Here is a 14,651-nt window from a genome sequence, read left to right as displayed (position 1 = left end):
CCGCGGCGTACTGGATTCCCCGCCTGCGCAGGGAATGACAGTTGTGGATGTGGCGGCTACTTACCCGTCAGCTTCACGCCCAGCCGTCCCGCCAGCTCCTGCACGAACTGCCAGGCGACGCGGCCCGAGCGCGAGCCGCGCGTCGTGGACCATTCCAGCGCCTCGCGCTCCAGCGCCTCGTCGTCGATCTTGATGCCGAAATGGCTGCAATATCCGCGCACCATGGCGAGATATTCGTCCTGGCTGCAGCGGTGGAAGCCGAGCCAGAGGCCGAAACGATCCGACAGCGAGACCTTCTCCTCGACCGCTTCGCCGGGATTGATGGCGGTCGAGCGTTCGTTCTCGATCATGTCGCGCGCCAGCAGATGGCGGCGGTTGGAGGTGGCATAGAGGATGACGTTCTCGGGCCGGCCCTCGATTCCCCCTTCGAGCACCGCCTTGAGCGACTTGTAGGAGGCATCGTTGCCGTCGAAGGAGAGGTCGTCGCAGAACACGATGAAACGGAAGGAGGAGGCCCGCAGCTGCTCCATCAGTGCCGGGAGGGTCTCGATATCCTCACGGTGGATCTCGATCAGCTTGAGCTTGTCGGAGGGTTTGCGTTCCGCGTTGATGCTGGCATGCGCCGCTTTCACCAGCGACGACTTGCCCATGCCGCGCGCGCCCCAGAGCAGGGCGTTGTTGGCCGGCAGGCCGCCTGCGAACCGCTCGGTGTTCTCCATCAGGATGTCGCGCATCCTGTCGACGCCCTTGAGCAGGAACAGCTCGACGCGGCTGACCCGCGGCACCGCCGAGAGGCGTCCGTCCGGGTGCCAGACATAGGCGTCCGCCCGCTTGAACGACTCGGCTTCGACCGCCGGCTTGCCCTGGGCGGAGAGGTGCGCCGCAATGGTCTCCAGGGCGCGGACGATGCGCTCCTGGGCGAGGTCGGGACCTGCCTTGGTGACCGCCGCCGTGGGGCGTTTTGCCGCGACGCGGGTGGGCTTGTTGGCAGGGGTGCGGGGGCCTTTGCCGGCCGGGCTTTTGCTATGGTTTTTGGGCATGTCCGAAGTTCCTGAGAACGCAGCCTTATCGGGCCTCACGGGCCGCCGCAAGGTGGCCGAAAAGGGCGGTCTGGCAGCGTTGCAATTGGGGCAATGGCCGCTATAGTCCGCGCGAATTTGACCGAACCGGTCGCCTTCGAAGGCCTGACCGGCTTTCCCCCGTTCTCACGAGGATCGTCCGAATGCTGATTACCCCTGCGTATGCCCAGGCCGCGGCCGCCGGCGACACCAACAGCATGTTGATGTCGCTGCTGCCGTTCGCCCTGATCTTCGTGATCATGTACTTCCTGATTCTGCGCCCGCAGCAGAAGAAGGTCCGCGACCACGCCGAGCTCGTGAAGAACATCCGCCGCGGCGACACCGTCGTGACCTCGGGCGGCCTCGTCGGCAAAGTCACCAAGGTGGTCGACGATGACCAGATCGAGTTCGAGATCTCCGATGGCGTGCGCGTGCGGCAGATGCGCCAGATGATCTCGGGCGTTCGCGCCAAGGGCGAGCCGGCCAAGGAAAGCGCCAAAGAGAGCGCCAAGGACGACACCGCGGCGAAGTGAGCGGTTCACCGCGAGTCTCTTCAAGTCTCCTGATCTGACAGGTCCAGTCGATGTTGTATTTCACGCGGTGGAAGGCGCTCGGGATCATCCTGACGGCGCTGATCGTGTGCCTCTGCGCGGTCCCGAACTTCTTCCCCGAAGCGCAGGTCAAGACCTGGCCCGCCTGGGCGCAGCGCCGTCTCGTGCTCGGACTCGACCTCCAGGGCGGCTCCTATCTGCTGCTCGAGGTCGATTCCAGCTACGTGAAGAAGGAACGGCTGGATCAGATTCGCGACGAGGTTCGCCGAACGCTGCGTGATGCCAAGATCGGATTCACCGGCGGCGTCACCGTGCGCAACGACGCGGTCGAGGTTCGCATCACCAAGGAAACCGACGTGCAGCCGGCACTCGCCAAGCTGCGCGAGCTGTCCCAGCCGCTGGGTGGCTTGATGGGATCCAGCGGTCAGCGCGACCTCGAGGTGGCGGATGCCGGCGGCGGTGTGATCCGCCTCAGCGTCCCGCAGGCCGCGATGCTCGACCGCATGCGCAAGACCATCGAGCAGTCGATCCAGATCGTCGAACGACGCGTCAACGAGCTCGGCACCGTCGAGCCTGTGATCCAGCGCCAGGGCAACGAACGCATCCTGGTGCAGGTCCCAGGTCTCCAGGATCCGACCCGCCTGAAGGAGCTGCTGGGCAAGACCGCGAAGATGGAATTCCGCATGGTCGACACCTCCGTGCCGCCGGATCAGGCGCAAGCGGGCAGGTTGCCGCCGGAATCCGAGCTGCTGATGAGCGCATCGCCGCCGCCTACGCCCTACGTGATCAAGAAGCAGGTGCTGGTCGCCGGTGGCGATTTGACCGACGCCCAGGCGACCTTCGACCAGCGCACCGGCGAACCGGTGGTCAGCTTCAAGTTCAACACCTCGGGCGCCCGCAAGTTCTCGCAGGCCACGACCGAGAACGTCGGACTGCCCTTCGCGATCGTGCTCGACAACAAGGTGATCTCGGCGCCGGTCATCCGCGAGCCCATCACCGGCGGCCAGGGCCAGATCTCCGGCAATTTCACCGTGCAATCGGCCAACGATCTTGCGATTCTCCTGCGCGCCGGCGCGCTGCCGGCGCCGCTCACGGTGGTCGAGGAGCGCACCGTCGGTCCGGGCCTCGGCCAGGACTCGATCGAGAAGGGCGAGCTTGCGGCCTATGTCGGCTCGATCCTCGTCATCATCTTCATGCTCTTGACCTACCGGCTGTTCGGCGTGTTCGCCAACATTGCGGTGGCCATCAACGTCGCCATGATCTTCGGCCTGCTGTCGCTGCTCAACGCCACGCTGACGCTGCCCGGCATCGCCGGTATCGTGCTCACCGTCGGCATCGCCGTCGACTCCAACGTGCTGATCTACGAGCGCATCCGCGAGGAGCTGCGCGGCGGCCGCAATGCGATCTCGGCGATCGACGCCGGCTTCAAGCGGGCGCTTGCGACCATCCTCGATTCCAACATCACCACCTTCATTGCCGCCGCGGTGCTGTTCTACATCGGCACCGGCCCGGTGCGCGGCTTTGCCGTGACGCTCGGCATCGGCATCATCACCACGGTGTTCACCGCCTTCACCTTGACCCGACTGATCGTGGCGTGGTGGGTGCGGTGGAAGCGGCCGCAGAGCGTGCCGATCTAGGAGCCTGATCGTGACTCAGACCGTTCTCATCGGGCTCGGCGTTCTCATCGCCATTCTCACCGTGGTCTCGGCCCTCGGCCTGCTGCCGTCGCTGCGCATCGTCCCAGACGATACGCATTTCGACTTCACGCGTTTCCGTCGCATCAGCTTTCCGATCTCGGCGGCGCTGTCGATCGTCGCGATCGTGTTGTTCTTCACCCATGGCCTGAACCTCGGTATCGACTTCAAGGGCGGCACGCTGCTGGAGGTGAAGGCGAAGTCCGGCACCGCCGACATCGCGGCGATGCGCACCTCGCTCGACGGCCTGGGCCTTGGCGAGGTCCAGCTGCAGCAGTTCGGCGGTCCCGAGAACGTCCTGATCCGTGTTGCGGAGCAGCCGGGTGGCGATGCGGCACAGCAGGCGGCCCTGCAGAAACTTCGTGGCGCGCTTGGCGACAGTGTCGACATTCAGCGCACCGAGGTGCTCGGTCCGCGCGTCGCCGGCGAGCTCCTGGCCTACGGCATGCTCGGCCTGATGCTCGCGATTTTCGGGATCCTGATCTACCTCTGGTTCCGGTTTGAATGGCAGTTCGCGCTGGGCGCCATGATCGCCAACGTGCACGACATCGTGCTGACGATCGGGTTCATGTCGATCAGCCAGGTCGATTTCGATCTGACCAGCATCGCGGCGCTGCTGACGATTCTCGGCTATTCGCTCAACGACACCGTCGTCATCTACGACCGCATCCGGGAAATGCTGCGTCGCTACAAGAAGATGCCGATGCCCCAGCTGCTCAATGAGTCCATCAACTCGACGCTGTCGCGCTCGATCATCACCCACTTCACGGTGACGCTCGCGCTGCTCGCGCTGCTCCTGTTCGGCGGCCATGCCATCCACAGCTTCACCGCGGTGATGATGTTCGGCGTGGTGCTGGTCGGCACCTATACCTCGATCTTCATTGCAGCGCCGATCCTGATCTATCTCGGCGTCGGCGAGCATCGCGAGGATGCGCCCGACACGGCGACGCCGGCGAAGAAAAGCAAGGCGTGATCCGAACCTCATGCCCTCGCAGGCGTTTGCGAGGGCAGTAAGCCCATTCGGACGAAGCTCATGGCCGGCGATCCCAACGCTCCGCATTTCCCGCGCTCGGCGCCGATCGATGCCTATGGCAAGGGCGGCTTCGCCTTTGCCGGCATGTCGCATCGGGGCTCGCTGCTCTGCCTGCCCGATGCGATCTGGGCCTGGGACGTGACCGACCCCGCGAAGATCGACCGCTATTCGCTGGATCGGGTGTTCACGGCCGCCAACAGCATCGACACGCTCCTGGTCGGCACTGGAACGGGGCTGTGGCTGCCGCCGCTGGAGCTGCGTCAGGCGCTCAAGGCGGTGAGGGTGGTGCTGGACACGATGCAGACGGGCCCGGCCGTGCGCACCTACAACATCATGATCGGCGAACGGCGGCGGGTTGCCGCCGCGCTGATCGCCGTGCCATGAGCAAGCCAGCGCCGCCGCCCGACTCCGTTGCCTTTTGCGCCGATCTCGTGCGCAGCCATGACTTTCCGCGCTACGCCGCGACCCTGTTCGCGCCGGCCGCCGAGCGCCGCGCATTGCTGGCGCTCTATGCCTTCAACGTCGAGATCGTCCGCGTTCGCGACCAGGTGAGCCAGCCCTTGCCCGGCGAGATCCGCCTGCAATGGTGGACCGACATGTTGTCGGGCCAGGTCCATGGCAGCGCCGAGGGCAATCCGGTGGCGGCCGAGCTGCTCCGCGCGGTCCGCGACTTCGATTTGCCGGTCGAGCCGCTGTCGCTGCTTGCCGAGGAGCACCAGTTCGATCTCTACAACGACCCGATGCCGACCATGACCGCGCTGGAAGGCTATCTGGCGGCGACCTCATCGGCGCTGTTCGCCCTGGCAGCGCAGGTGTTGGGACCGCCGTCGGAGGCGGCCGAGCATCTCGCCCGTCACGCCGGGCTGGCGCAGGGCATCGTCCAGGTCATCGCCAATCTGCCGCGCGATGCCGCGCACCGGCAATTGTTCGTGCCGCAGCAGGTGCTGGAGAAGCACAATTGCAGCATGGAGGATGTCTTCGCCGGCAAGGAGACACCCAATCTCCATGCGGTGCTGGAGCAGCTCGCGGGTGAAGCCCGGCAGCATGTGACCGCGGCTTCATCGCTGCTGGCGCAGCTGGCGCCGCCGGTGCGGCCGGCGTTTCTGCCGCTGCGGCAGGCTCAGGCCGATCTCGCGCGCCTGTCGCGCCCGGAACGTAATCCGTTTACGTTGCTGCCGACCTCGCGGCTGCGCACGCTCTGGACGCTGTGGCGCGCCTCGCGATCGCGTGAATTTACCAAATAGACGCCGGCTTATCGCCTGGCCCGTCCAAATGCTCTATGCTGTCCTATGGTTGACATGTCCCAAAGCTCGTCCGACCTCAGCGGCCTTCCGGTCGCACCGGAAGACATTCACGCCGCCGCCAAGACCATCCAAGGCGCCGTCGTCGAGACGCCCTGCAGCTACAGCCGCACGCTGAGCAGCATCTGCGGCTGCGACATCTGGCTGAAATTCGAGAACCTGCAGTTCACCTCCTCGTTCAAGGAGCGCGGTGCGCTCAACCGGCTCACCGCGCTGACGCCGGAAGAGCGCGCGCGGGGCGTGATCGCGATGTCCGCGGGCAACCACGCGCAGGGCGTCGCCTACCACGCCAAGCGGCTCGGCATTCCCGCCACCATCGTGATGCCGATCGGCACGCCCATGGTGAAGATCGAGAACACCAGGCACCACGGCGCCGAGGTTGTGGTCACGGGCGCGACGCTTGAAGAGGCCGCCGCCTTTGCGCGCAGCCACGGTGAAGCGCACGGCATGATCTTCGTCCATCCTTACGACGATCCGCTCGTCATCGCCGGGCAGGGCACGATCGGCATGGAAATCCTGAAGGCCGTCCCGGAGCTCGACACGCTGGTCGTCCCGATCGGCGGCGGCGGTCTGATCAGCGGGATTGCCATTGCCGCGAAGTCGATCAAGCCGTCGCTGCGGATTTTGGGCGTCGAGGCCTGGCTCTACCCCTCGATGTACAACGCCATCCACGACGGCAACCTGCCGGCGCGCGGCGATACGCTCGCCGAGGGCATCGCGGTGAAATCACCGGGCAAGATCACCACCGAAATCGTCCGCCGCCTCGTCGATGACATCGCGCTCGTCAACGAAGCCGAGCTCGAGCGCGCGGTCGCCACCCTGATCTCAATCGAGAAGACCGTGGTCGAGGGCGCCGGCGCCGCCGGCCTCGCCGCGCTGATGTCCGATCCGTCTCGTTTTGCCGGCGAGAAGGTCGGCCTCGTGCTGAGCGGCGGCAACATCGACACGCGGCTGATCGCCTCCGTGCTCACCCGCGAGCTCGCGCGCGAGGGGCGGTTGACGCAATTGTCGCTCGATATCCCCGACAGGCCGGGACAGCTCGCTGCGGTGGCGGCGCTGCTGGCCGAGGCGGGTGCGAACATCATCGAGGTCTCGCACCAGCGGACCTTCTCCGACCTGCCGGCCAAGGCGACGCTTCTGCAGCTCGTCATCGAGACCCGCGATGCCGCCCATCTCGACGAGGTGATGACTATGCTCAGCGCATCCGGGCTGAGCGCGCGCTGCACCTGAGCGGGCGCTAACGTGACGCCAAATCCGCGACGTGGTCGATCAGCCGGTCGATCTCGGCTTGGGTGTTGTAGTAGTGGGGGGAAGCCCGGACGAGCGGCGGCAACTCGCGGATCTCGGCATCGATGAGGGTGCTCGACGGGTCTGAAGCGCCGATCGTGATGCCCGCCGCCGCGGCGCTGCCGACAATGGCCGCCGCCTCATATCCATCCAAGGTGAAGCTGATGATCGCGCCCGGCGCACGTCCGAGGTCGTAAGTGATGACGCCAGGAATGGCGGCGAGGCCGCAGCGCAGGCTGCTGGCAAGCAGGCGGCTGCGCTCTTCGATCGGAGCGAGTCCGATCTCGAGGGCGTAGTCGACGGCAGCGCCGAGCCCAAGCCGGGCGGCGTAATTATTCTCCCATGTCTCGAACCGGCGTGCATCGTCGCGGAGCCGATATTCGTCGCGCGCGACCCAGGGCGCTGCGAAGTGGTCGATCATCGGCGGCTCGAGCTGCTGCAGCAGTGCGCGGCGGACGTAGAGAAAGCCGGTGCCGCGCGGACCGCGCAGGAATTTGCGGCCCGTGGCCGACAGCATGTCGCAGCCGATGGCTTCGACGTCGACTGGCATCTGCCCGACCGCCTGACAGGCGTCGAGCAGATAGGGAATGCCATGCGCCCGCGCGATCCTGCCGATTGCCGCGGCCGGATTGACCAGCCCGCCATTGGTCGGAACCCAGGTGATGGCGATCAGCTTCACGCGTCGGTCGATCATGCGCTCCAGCGCGTGCACGTCGAGCTCGCCAGTGACATCGCTCGGTACGACCTCGATGGTCGCGCCGGTTCGTTTCGCGACCTGAAGAAACGCGACATAGTTGGCGGCGTATTCCGCCTCGGCGGTCAGAATGCGGTCGCCCTCGCGAAACGGAAGCGAATAGAATGCCATCTGCCAGGCGACCGTCGCATTCTCCACGAGCGCGATCTCGTCGGGGGCGGCATTCAGCAGGCGCGCGACCGAGCCATAGACCGCGTCCAACCGCTGGGCTTCGCGGTCAGCGGCGGCATAGCCTCCGATCTCGCTTTCGAGGTCGATATGCTGCTTCATCGCAGTGACAACGGGGGTCGGCATCAGCGCCGCGCCGGCATTGTGGAGATAAGTGAGCCGGCCAGTGGCTGGCGTGTCGGCACGTATTCGGTCGAGGTCGATCACTCACGCCCTCCGCTTCTTGCGATCTTGGTGTAAGAATTAGACGCGTCGAGGACTGCGAGCAAGACGGCGCAGTCTTGGCTCAGATGCAGAGGCTGAGCAGCTTGATGGTGCAGGTGCTGGATTTGGGCTTGTTTGCGCGCGCGGGCTCGCGCTTGACGGCAACCAGCGGCTCCTTGTCCTTCTTCTTCTTGCCCTTGGGCTCATAGTCGCCGGCGATGACCATGGCCCAATAGGTGCGCTTGCCACTGACATTCTTGGCGCTGGCAATGCCGACGCGGGAGGCGTTGTGCAGCAAGAGGTTCTTGCGGTGCCCGGAGGAGTCGATCCATTGGCCCAGCGTCTTCTCGAAACTGTCGTAGCCGTAGGCGATGTTCTCGGCGGCGCGGCCCGCACCGGCGGGTGCGACACGGCGGTTGAACGGGCCGAGTGCGTCATGGCTGAGGTCGTCCTTCGCCGCCATCGCGCGAGCCTGATCCATGGCGATGCGATCGAGGGTGGCATCGCGGACGACACGGGCCTCACCATGCTTGAGGCGAAAGCTGGAGATCAGCTCGGCCGGTGTGTCGGCTATCGCGGGGGCGGCCGACAGCAGCAGAAGGCCGGCAAGCATGCCGCCAACCACACGATGCATCATCGTCCCCCGAGCGCCCATGATCTTTGCCAACCCTGCATGATCCACGCGCTTCTCGAACGCCATTGTGGAGGCTTCAAGGCGCAAACTCGCTTAGCTCGTCGGGAGCTTTGCCTCGAAATTGAAGCGGTCGCGCAGGTTCTTGCGCTGCTCCAGAATGTCCTTGAGGAAGGCGCGGTCCTGCTCGTTCTTCATCATCGGCTCGATCAGGTCGAGCTGGTTCATGGCGACCAGCTGCAAGACCTCAGTGCGCGGCTTGCCGCTGGTGTTGCGCGGCAGGGCGTGCACGACCTGGATATGTTCGGGCGGCTTCGGCCCCTTGGCCGCGGCAAGCTCGCTGCGGAGCTGGCCTTCGAGCGCCGCCTGATCGGCTTCGACGAAGGCATAAAGCCCGACGCCGGAGCGGCGGTCGGGAAAGGCGACGATGGCGGTGTCGCGCACGGCGGGATTGCGGCGGATCAGCTCGGCCAGCACCGGCGCGTCGTTGACGAGCCGGCGGCCGCCGCCCTCGCGGTCGGTGAAGTTGAACAGGCCGCGGGTGATCGCGCGATAGACCTTCTTGCCGGTGGCGAGCCACAGGCTCGCGGCGAACGATTTTCTCGCCAGGATCTTTCGCTCTCGCGGCGTCAGCGCCTCGGGCGCGTAGGACCGCTTGTGCTTGAGCAGATGCCGGAGGTCTTCGTAGGCGAGGATGCGGTAGAGCCGGCCGCGGCGCGCGAAGCACGCGGCGAGCTGGAAGTCGGTCACATAGGCGCGGCCGTCGCGGCCGACCAGCCAGTTCTGCTCCTTGGCGAGATCGTTGTGGCAGATGCCGGCGCGGCGCAGCCGGCGCAGCGCGGCCTTGGCGGAGCGGAAATAGGCGAGATCGCCGTGGGGCTTTGCCAGATGCAGTGCAACGCCATCGACGAAGCCGCGCACCAGGGCGCGGCGCCCGGCCCATAGCAGCTCGGGACCAACGTCGAGGCCTTTGGCGCGTACCAGGGCGTGCTTCTCGCGGGCGAACAGGTGGCGCGCCAGCAGGAACGACCACCAGGGCACCTCGTCGAGCCGGCGCAGCACCGCGTCGATCTCGCCGCTCTCGCTGCGGAAGCGGCCGCGCTCGACGGTCGAGAACACGTCGCGCTTGAGCAGCACGCCTTCGATCCAGCGTGCCGACAGCTCTGCGGCGTCGTCTTTGGGCAGGCTCATCTTGAACTCACGCGGCGGCGGCAATGCGCAGGTGATCGGCGATCCAGCGGTCGAGATCGGCGAGTGCCCGTGCGCTCAGCGCCTGCTTCTTGGCCACCGTCTTCTCGTTGCCGCGCAGACGCGTGCCGTCGGGCTTCTTGGTCGGCACGCTCGCGAGCGGCGGGAACAGGCCGAAATTGATGTTCATCGGCTGGAACGAGCGGGTGCCCGGCTCGATGGTCTCGATATGGCCACCCGTGATGTGGCCGAGCAGCGATCCCAGCGCGGTCGTGCCCGGCGGGCTGACAAGCGCCTCGCCACGTGCGTCCGCGGCTGCATAGAGACCGGCGATCAAGCCGACGCTGGCGGATTCCACATAGCCTTCGCAGCCCGTCATCTGGCCGGCAAAGCGCAGCCGCGGCTGCGCACGCAGGCGCAGCTGGGCGTCGAGCAGCTTTGGCGAGTTCAGGAAGGTGTTGCGATGCAGGCCGCCAAGGCGGGCGAATTCGGCGTTCTCCAGCCCCGGAATGGTGCGGAAGATTCGCTGCTGCTCGCCGTATTTCAGCTTCGTCTGGAAGCCGACGATGTTGTAGAGCGTGCCGAGCTTGTTGTCCTGGCGCAGCTGCACGATCGCGTAGGCCTTGGTCGTGGGATCGTGCGGATTGGTGAGACCGACCGGCTTCATCGGACCGTGGCGCAGCGTCTCGGGGCCGCGCTCCGCCATCACCTCGATCGGCAGGCAGCCGTCGAAATAGGGCGTGTTGGTCTCCCACTCCTTGAACTCGGTCTTCTCGCCGGCGATCAGCGCGGCGACGAAGCTGTCATACTGCTCCTTGGTCATGGGGCAATTGATGTAGTCGGCGCCGTTGCCGCCGGGGCCGACCTTGTCGTAGCGCGATTGGAACCAGGCGACCGACATGTCGATCGACTCGCGGTGCACGATCGGCGCGATGGCGTCGAAGAAGGCGAGCGCGTTCTCATCCGTGAGCTCGCGGATGGCATCAGCCAGCGGCGCGGAGGTGAGGGGGCCGGTCGCGACGATGACGTTGCTCCAGTCGGCCGGCGGCAGGCCGGCGATCTCGCCGCGTGCGATCTCGATGAGAGGATGGTCGTTGAGCGCCTTGGTGACGGCAGCAGAGAAGCCGTCGCGATCGACTGCGAGTGCGCCGCCGGCGGGCACCTGATTGGCATCGGCAGCGCGCATGATCAGCGAGTCGAGGCGGCGCATCTCCGCATGCAGCAGGCCGACGGCGTTGTTGGCGGCGTCATCCGAGCGGAACGAGTTGGAGCAGACGAGCTCGGCGAGCCCGTCAGTGCGGTGCGCCTCGGTCATGCGAGTCGGCCGCATCTCGTGCAGCACCACGGGCACGCCGGACTTCGCAACCTGCCAGGCAGCTTCGGAGCCGGCGAGGCCGGCACCGATTACGTGCACGATGTTGGATTGGGGTCCTGTCATGGGGCGGACAGGTAGCGCTTTTCGGCGGAGAGTGGAATCGCCGAGATCGAGTTTTCTGCCACCAGATACGACAACGCCCGCACGAGGCGGGCGCTATCGGTCCGTTACGGTGCAGGGCTGAACGATATCAGCCCTGATACTGGCCGGCGGCAACGCGCGGGATGTCCGAACGATCGAGGCCGATATCGGCCAGTTCGCGATCGCTGAGCTGGGACAGCTCGGCAACATTGCGCTGATAGTCCCGGAAGGCCTGGATCATGCGGATGAGCGAGAGCAGCATTGGTAGTCTCCTGTAAGTCGATTCAGCTCTTGCTTGGAGCCTCATCGTTGAAATGAATATAGGTGAGAGTGGTGCAGTGCGAAAGTTCCGATGTTGCGATGCAGCTAAGCGAAGAGCGCATAGCATCGGTAAGGGGCGATTAACCTCTTGGCACTCCCGCCCAAGAGCTGGGCGGAAGGGGGTGTTTTCTACAGCAAACGTCCGTGATATCACGGGTTTATGCTAGCATTTGCGGTGCCGACCCCGGGCGAAATAGGTTGCGTTCCCTTGATCCACAACAGCGCTGGATAGCTTGTACGCCCAAGTCTCGCATGCACGAATCGCATGATTCCGGCGCTATAGAAATGGATTAATATTCATATATTGAGTGACGTCACGTGCCAGTTCGGTCCGCCATTGGGCCCGGGGGCTGCTCAGGATCGCCCTGTCGGTGCCGTACACACGCGCAAAGCGCGAGTCTTCATTACGAAGCTGTAACGAAAATCAGAAATCTCGCATTGCGGCTCTGCGCGGCGCGCAACATCACGCAATTCTCGCGGGGAATTTATTGCGACAAGTTGCCGCAACCGGAGGAAAGTCATGTCGCAGATTCCGGCAATGTCGCCGGGTCTGGCCCAAGAACGAGAGAAGGAAAGTAACGTCATGACGAAGTTACTCGGGGTTATCGCAGTCGCCGCTGTTGCATTCGCCGCCGCGCCGGCCCAGGCCGCCAAGCACGCCATGGGCGGCTGCAGCGGAGCCAACCTGGAGAAAACGGAGACCGCGATCGAAAACATGGCCGACGGTGACAGCAAGTTTGTCGCGCAGAAGGAGATCGCTGCGGCTCAGGACTCCCTGCTCAACGGCAAAATGGGTGCGTGCAGCGCGCATCTGAACAAGGCGACGCTCGCCACCATGGGCAAGTAAACGCACCCAAGAGAGGGCCGGTCGCTCGCGATCGGCCCATGCGTTTTGTCGCGTGCTGTTTTAGGGAGCGCGTGCAAGCTGGGCGGCAAAATAGGCAACGGTCTTGGAGTAGACCTCGCTCTTGTTCCACTGCTTGAGCACCTCGAAGTTCGGACTGCCCGGCTGCCAGTCCTTGCCCTTCTGCCAGCCATAGCCGGCCAGGTAATTGGCAGTGGAGGCGAGCACGTCGGGCACGTTATGCAGAAGATCGCGCTTGCCATTGCCGTCGAAGTCGACGGCATATTTCATCCAGGATGACGGCATGAACTGGGTCTGGCCGAGCTCGCCGGCCCAGGCGCCTTTCATGTCGGCAGGCGCAAGATCGCCGCGCTGGGCGATGCGTAGCGCATCCAACAGCTCGGCACGAAACTGCTCGGAACGACGGCAATCGTAAGCGAGCGTGGCGAGCGAGCGGATCGTTGCGAACTTGCCGGTGTTGACGCCGAAATCGGTCTCCAGCCCCCAGATCGCGACGAGGACTTCGCCGGGCACGCCATAGGCTTGCTCGATGCGCGATAACACCGAGCCGTATTGCTTCATCCTGTTGGCGCCGCGCTCCAGGCGCGGTGGCACCATGCGACCGGAAAATTCCTCGAAGCTCTGGCTGAAGACCTTCTGCGAGCGGTCACGGTTGAGCACGCTCTGATCGAGCGTGATGCCGGCAAGCCCGGCGGTGATGGTCTGCTGCGAGATGCCCTTCGCCGCAGCGTCGGTTTTGAAATCAGCCAGCCAGGCGTCGAAATTGCCCGAGCCGCAGGCAACCGCGGCTGGCGCTGGCTGGACCGAGAGAAGGGACGCGAAGACGGTGAAGGCTGCGAGAGCAAGACGAGAAATCGTCGGAGTCATCAGATGAAATGGATTTCCGTGAATTGACCTGACCGGCAGGATAATCTCGGCTGTAACCGCGGCCAAAGCAAGGCGTATGGCCCTGTCCGAACCGGGCAGGGCCATCCGTCACGAGATTGTCAGACCTCCGTCCGATTCCGCCACGGGAAGAGGTTGGCCGGGAAGTCGGCGGCCGGCTTGCGCGGCCGCCGCGGCGGAGGCGGCACAGGGCGTGCGCCCGGATCGGACACGATCACCTTGCGGTAAAGGTGCCACGTGGCGTGCCCGAGCAGCGGGATGACGATGGCGAGGCCGAGGAAGGCCGGGATCGTGCCGAGCGCGAGCAGCACCGCCACGATCAGGCCCCAGGCCGCCATCGGCACCGGGTTTCTCGCGACCACGCGCAGCGAGGTGCTCATCGCCTCGAACGCGCCGGCATGGCGATCCAGCATCAAGGGGAACGACACGGCGCTGAGACAGAGTGCGGCGAGCGCGAACAGGAATCCGGTGCCGCAGCCAACCACGATCAGCCACCAGCCTTGCTGCGTCGTCAGCACGCGCTTGAAGAAGTCCGAGAAACCGGTGACGCCCTCGTAGCCGAACGCGGCAATGTAAATCGCCTGCGCCGTCGCGACCCAGGTGACGAACAGGGCGAGCAGCAACGTGCCGAGGCCGAGCATCGCACCGAACGAAGGCGAGCGCAGTACCTCCATGGCATCCCAGGCGCTGGCCGGTTCATAGCGCTCGCGCCGGCTGGAAAGCTCGTAGAGGCCGAGCGCCGCGAAGGGCCCGATCAGCGCGAAGCCCGCCGCTAGCGGAAACAGCAGCGGCAGCACCGAATAGCCCATCACCACGCGGGCGAGCACGATGCCGAGCACCGGGTAGATGATACAGAGGATGATGGCGTGGCTTGGGACGGCCTTGAAATCCTCCCAGCCGCGCCGGAGCGCATCGTGCAGATCGGACAGTTGGATGGTTCGGATCATCGGTCCAGCCGCATCCGTGGGCTGGGCCATCGTGGGGACATTGCCCGGGTAGAGTGTGGCCATGGTCGCTAGCTCCCTTGCCAGACGGCCGCGTCCGGCGCCGGCAAACGGCGCAAGCGGCCGCCCATTGTCTTGAATTCCCGCGATCCCGACCAGACGCGAATTCCGGATGGCATCGCGAGCTGAACGACAAGCATACTCCCAAGTCCGAGTCCTGTCCCTCACGCTTGGGTGAAATTCGATGCCGCGACGCAACCAACGCGGCGTCATTCTGTCGTCATTTCGCCGCAGATAAGCTGATGCTGCTG

General features: G+C 65.2%; 15 protein-coding genes. 7 read left to right on the top strand and 8 right to left on the bottom strand.

The features are described from left to right. Nucleotides 1-56: 56 nt before the first annotated feature. Nucleotides 57-1,040, bottom strand: coding sequence for an ATP-binding protein (locus tag BDOA9_RS23715; RefSeq protein WP_025036457.1), 984 nt, complete (start codon nucleotides 1,038-1,040; stop codon nucleotides 57-59). 182 nt (nucleotides 1,041-1,222) lie between these two features. On the opposite strand from BDOA9_RS23715, the gene yajC reads away from it, so the two are divergent. From yajC to BDOA9_RS23685, 6 genes are read left to right on the top strand one after another with little or no spacing between them, the layout of a single operon-like run. Next, complete coding sequence (gene yajC, locus BDOA9_RS23710) at nucleotides 1,223-1,591, top strand: preprotein translocase subunit YajC (protein ID WP_025036456.1); 369 nt, start codon at nucleotides 1,223-1,225, stop codon at nucleotides 1,589-1,591. Between the two features lie 50 nt (nucleotides 1,592-1,641). Further along, on the top strand, nucleotides 1,642-3,246 hold the full coding sequence (gene secD, locus BDOA9_RS23705; protein WP_025036455.1) for a protein translocase subunit SecD: 1,605 nt from the start codon (nucleotides 1,642-1,644) through the stop codon (nucleotides 3,244-3,246). Between the two features lie 10 nt (nucleotides 3,247-3,256). Continuing rightward, a complete protein-coding gene (secF, locus tag BDOA9_RS23700) occupies nucleotides 3,257-4,276 on the top strand; it encodes a protein translocase subunit SecF (RefSeq protein ID WP_025036454.1) in 1,020 nt (339 codons plus the stop codon). Between the two features lie 60 nt (nucleotides 4,277-4,336). Then, entirely contained in the window at nucleotides 4,337-4,720 is a 384-nt protein-coding gene (locus BDOA9_RS23695; protein ID WP_025036453.1) for an Mth938-like domain-containing protein, read from the top strand. Continuing rightward, entirely contained in the window at nucleotides 4,717-5,580 is an 864-nt protein-coding gene (locus tag BDOA9_RS23690) for a phytoene/squalene synthase family protein (protein WP_025036452.1), read from the top strand. The genes BDOA9_RS23695 and BDOA9_RS23690 overlap by 4 nt, the downstream gene beginning before the upstream one ends. A 45-nt stretch (nucleotides 5,581-5,625) precedes the next feature. Continuing rightward, on the top strand, nucleotides 5,626-6,867 hold the full coding sequence (locus BDOA9_RS23685; protein ID WP_025036451.1) for a threonine ammonia-lyase: 1,242 nt from the start codon (nucleotides 5,626-5,628) through the stop codon (nucleotides 6,865-6,867). Nucleotides 6,868-6,874: 7 nt separating this feature from the next. Here BDOA9_RS23685 and BDOA9_RS23680 read toward each other — a convergent pair whose 3' ends face one another. The 5 genes from BDOA9_RS23680 to BDOA9_RS36870 all read right to left on the bottom strand — a co-directional run bounded on the left by BDOA9_RS23680 (nucleotide 6,875) and on the right by BDOA9_RS36870 (nucleotide 11,587). Further along, nucleotides 6,875-8,053 carry an aminotransferase class V-fold PLP-dependent enzyme gene (locus BDOA9_RS23680; RefSeq protein WP_025036450.1) on the bottom strand — a complete coding sequence of 393 codons (1,179 nt, stop codon included), beginning with the start codon at nucleotides 8,051-8,053 and terminating at the stop codon, nucleotides 6,875-6,877. Nucleotides 8,054-8,132: 79 nt separating this feature from the next. Further along, nucleotides 8,133-8,684, bottom strand: a complete 552-nt coding sequence (locus BDOA9_RS23675) for a CAP domain-containing protein (RefSeq protein ID WP_025036449.1) — start codon at nucleotides 8,682-8,684, stop codon at nucleotides 8,133-8,135. A 93-nt stretch (nucleotides 8,685-8,777) separates the two neighbouring features. Further along, a complete protein-coding gene (locus BDOA9_RS23670) occupies nucleotides 8,778-9,872 on the bottom strand; it encodes an AMP-binding enzyme (RefSeq protein ID WP_025036448.1) in 1,095 nt (364 codons plus the stop codon). Nucleotides 9,873-9,879: 7 nt separating this feature from the next. Continuing rightward, on the bottom strand, nucleotides 9,880-11,307 hold the full coding sequence (trmFO, locus tag BDOA9_RS23665; RefSeq protein WP_025036447.1) for a methylenetetrahydrofolate--tRNA-(uracil(54)-C(5))-methyltransferase (FADH(2)-oxidizing) TrmFO: 1,428 nt from the start codon (nucleotides 11,305-11,307) through the stop codon (nucleotides 9,880-9,882). Nucleotides 11,308-11,434: 127 nt separating this feature from the next. Next, nucleotides 11,435-11,587 (bottom strand): DUF1127 domain-containing protein, encoded by a 153-nt coding sequence (locus tag BDOA9_RS36870; protein ID WP_007590701.1) that lies wholly within the window; start codon nucleotides 11,585-11,587, stop codon nucleotides 11,435-11,437. A gap of 579 nt (nucleotides 11,588-12,166) precedes the next feature. On the opposite strand from BDOA9_RS36870, the gene BDOA9_RS23660 reads away from it, so the two are divergent. Then, nucleotides 12,167-12,493 carry a hypothetical protein gene (locus BDOA9_RS23660; RefSeq protein WP_025036446.1) on the top strand — a complete coding sequence of 109 codons (327 nt, stop codon included), beginning with the start codon at nucleotides 12,167-12,169 and terminating at the stop codon, nucleotides 12,491-12,493. Nucleotides 12,494-12,553: 60 nt separating this feature from the next. Here BDOA9_RS23660 and BDOA9_RS23655 read toward each other — a convergent pair whose 3' ends face one another. Both BDOA9_RS23655 and BDOA9_RS23650 read right to left on the bottom strand, forming a co-directional pair. Beyond that, nucleotides 12,554-13,378 (bottom strand): lytic murein transglycosylase, encoded by an 825-nt coding sequence (locus BDOA9_RS23655; RefSeq protein WP_025036445.1) that lies wholly within the window; start codon nucleotides 13,376-13,378, stop codon nucleotides 12,554-12,556. Nucleotides 13,379-13,497: 119 nt separating this feature from the next. Beyond that, nucleotides 13,498-14,406: a DUF2189 domain-containing protein gene (locus BDOA9_RS23650; RefSeq protein ID WP_025036444.1), complete on the bottom strand. Its 909-nt coding sequence runs from the start codon at nucleotides 14,404-14,406 to the stop codon at nucleotides 13,498-13,500. Between the last annotated feature and the right edge of the window lie 245 nt (nucleotides 14,407-14,651).

This window comes from Bradyrhizobium sp. DOA9 (assembly GCF_000617845.2).
GTDB lineage: Bacteria > Pseudomonadota > Alphaproteobacteria > Rhizobiales > Xanthobacteraceae > Bradyrhizobium.
This window is presented reverse-complemented; position numbering and strand designations above follow the sequence as displayed.

Bases quoted from the DNA above. Each gene is read 5' to 3' on its own strand.
- BDOA9_RS23715 (WP_025036457.1), bottom strand. From the start codon at position 1,040: ATGCCCAAAAACCATAGCAAAAGCCCGGCCGGCAAAGGCCCCCGCACC.
- BDOA9_RS23675 (WP_025036449.1), bottom strand. From the start codon at position 8,684: ATGCATCGTGTGGTTGGCGGCATGCTTGCCGGCCTTCTGCTGCTGTCG.
- BDOA9_RS23670 (WP_025036448.1), bottom strand. From the start codon at position 9,872: ATGAGCCTGCCCAAAGACGACGCCGCAGAGCTGTCGGCACGCTGGATC.
- BDOA9_RS23685 (WP_025036451.1), top strand. From the start codon at position 5,626: ATGGTTGACATGTCCCAAAGCTCGTCCGACCTCAGCGGCCTTCCGGTC.
- BDOA9_RS23660 (WP_025036446.1), top strand. From the start codon at position 12,167: ATGTCGCAGATTCCGGCAATGTCGCCGGGTCTGGCCCAAGAACGAGAG.
- BDOA9_RS23655 (WP_025036445.1), bottom strand. From the start codon at position 13,378: ATGACTCCGACGATTTCTCGTCTTGCTCTCGCAGCCTTCACCGTCTTC.
- BDOA9_RS36870 (WP_007590701.1), bottom strand. From the start codon at position 11,587: ATGCTGCTCTCGCTCATCCGCATGATCCAGGCCTTCCGGGACTATCAG.
- BDOA9_RS23695 (WP_025036453.1), top strand. From the start codon at position 4,337: ATGGCCGGCGATCCCAACGCTCCGCATTTCCCGCGCTCGGCGCCGATC.
- yajC (WP_025036456.1), top strand. From the start codon at position 1,223: ATGCTGATTACCCCTGCGTATGCCCAGGCCGCGGCCGCCGGCGACACC.
- secD (WP_025036455.1), top strand. From the start codon at position 1,642: ATGTTGTATTTCACGCGGTGGAAGGCGCTCGGGATCATCCTGACGGCG.
- trmFO (WP_025036447.1), bottom strand. From the start codon at position 11,307: ATGACAGGACCCCAATCCAACATCGTGCACGTAATCGGTGCCGGCCTC.
- BDOA9_RS23690 (WP_025036452.1), top strand. From the start codon at position 4,717: ATGAGCAAGCCAGCGCCGCCGCCCGACTCCGTTGCCTTTTGCGCCGAT.
- BDOA9_RS23650 (WP_025036444.1), bottom strand. From the start codon at position 14,406: ATGGCCACACTCTACCCGGGCAATGTCCCCACGATGGCCCAGCCCACG.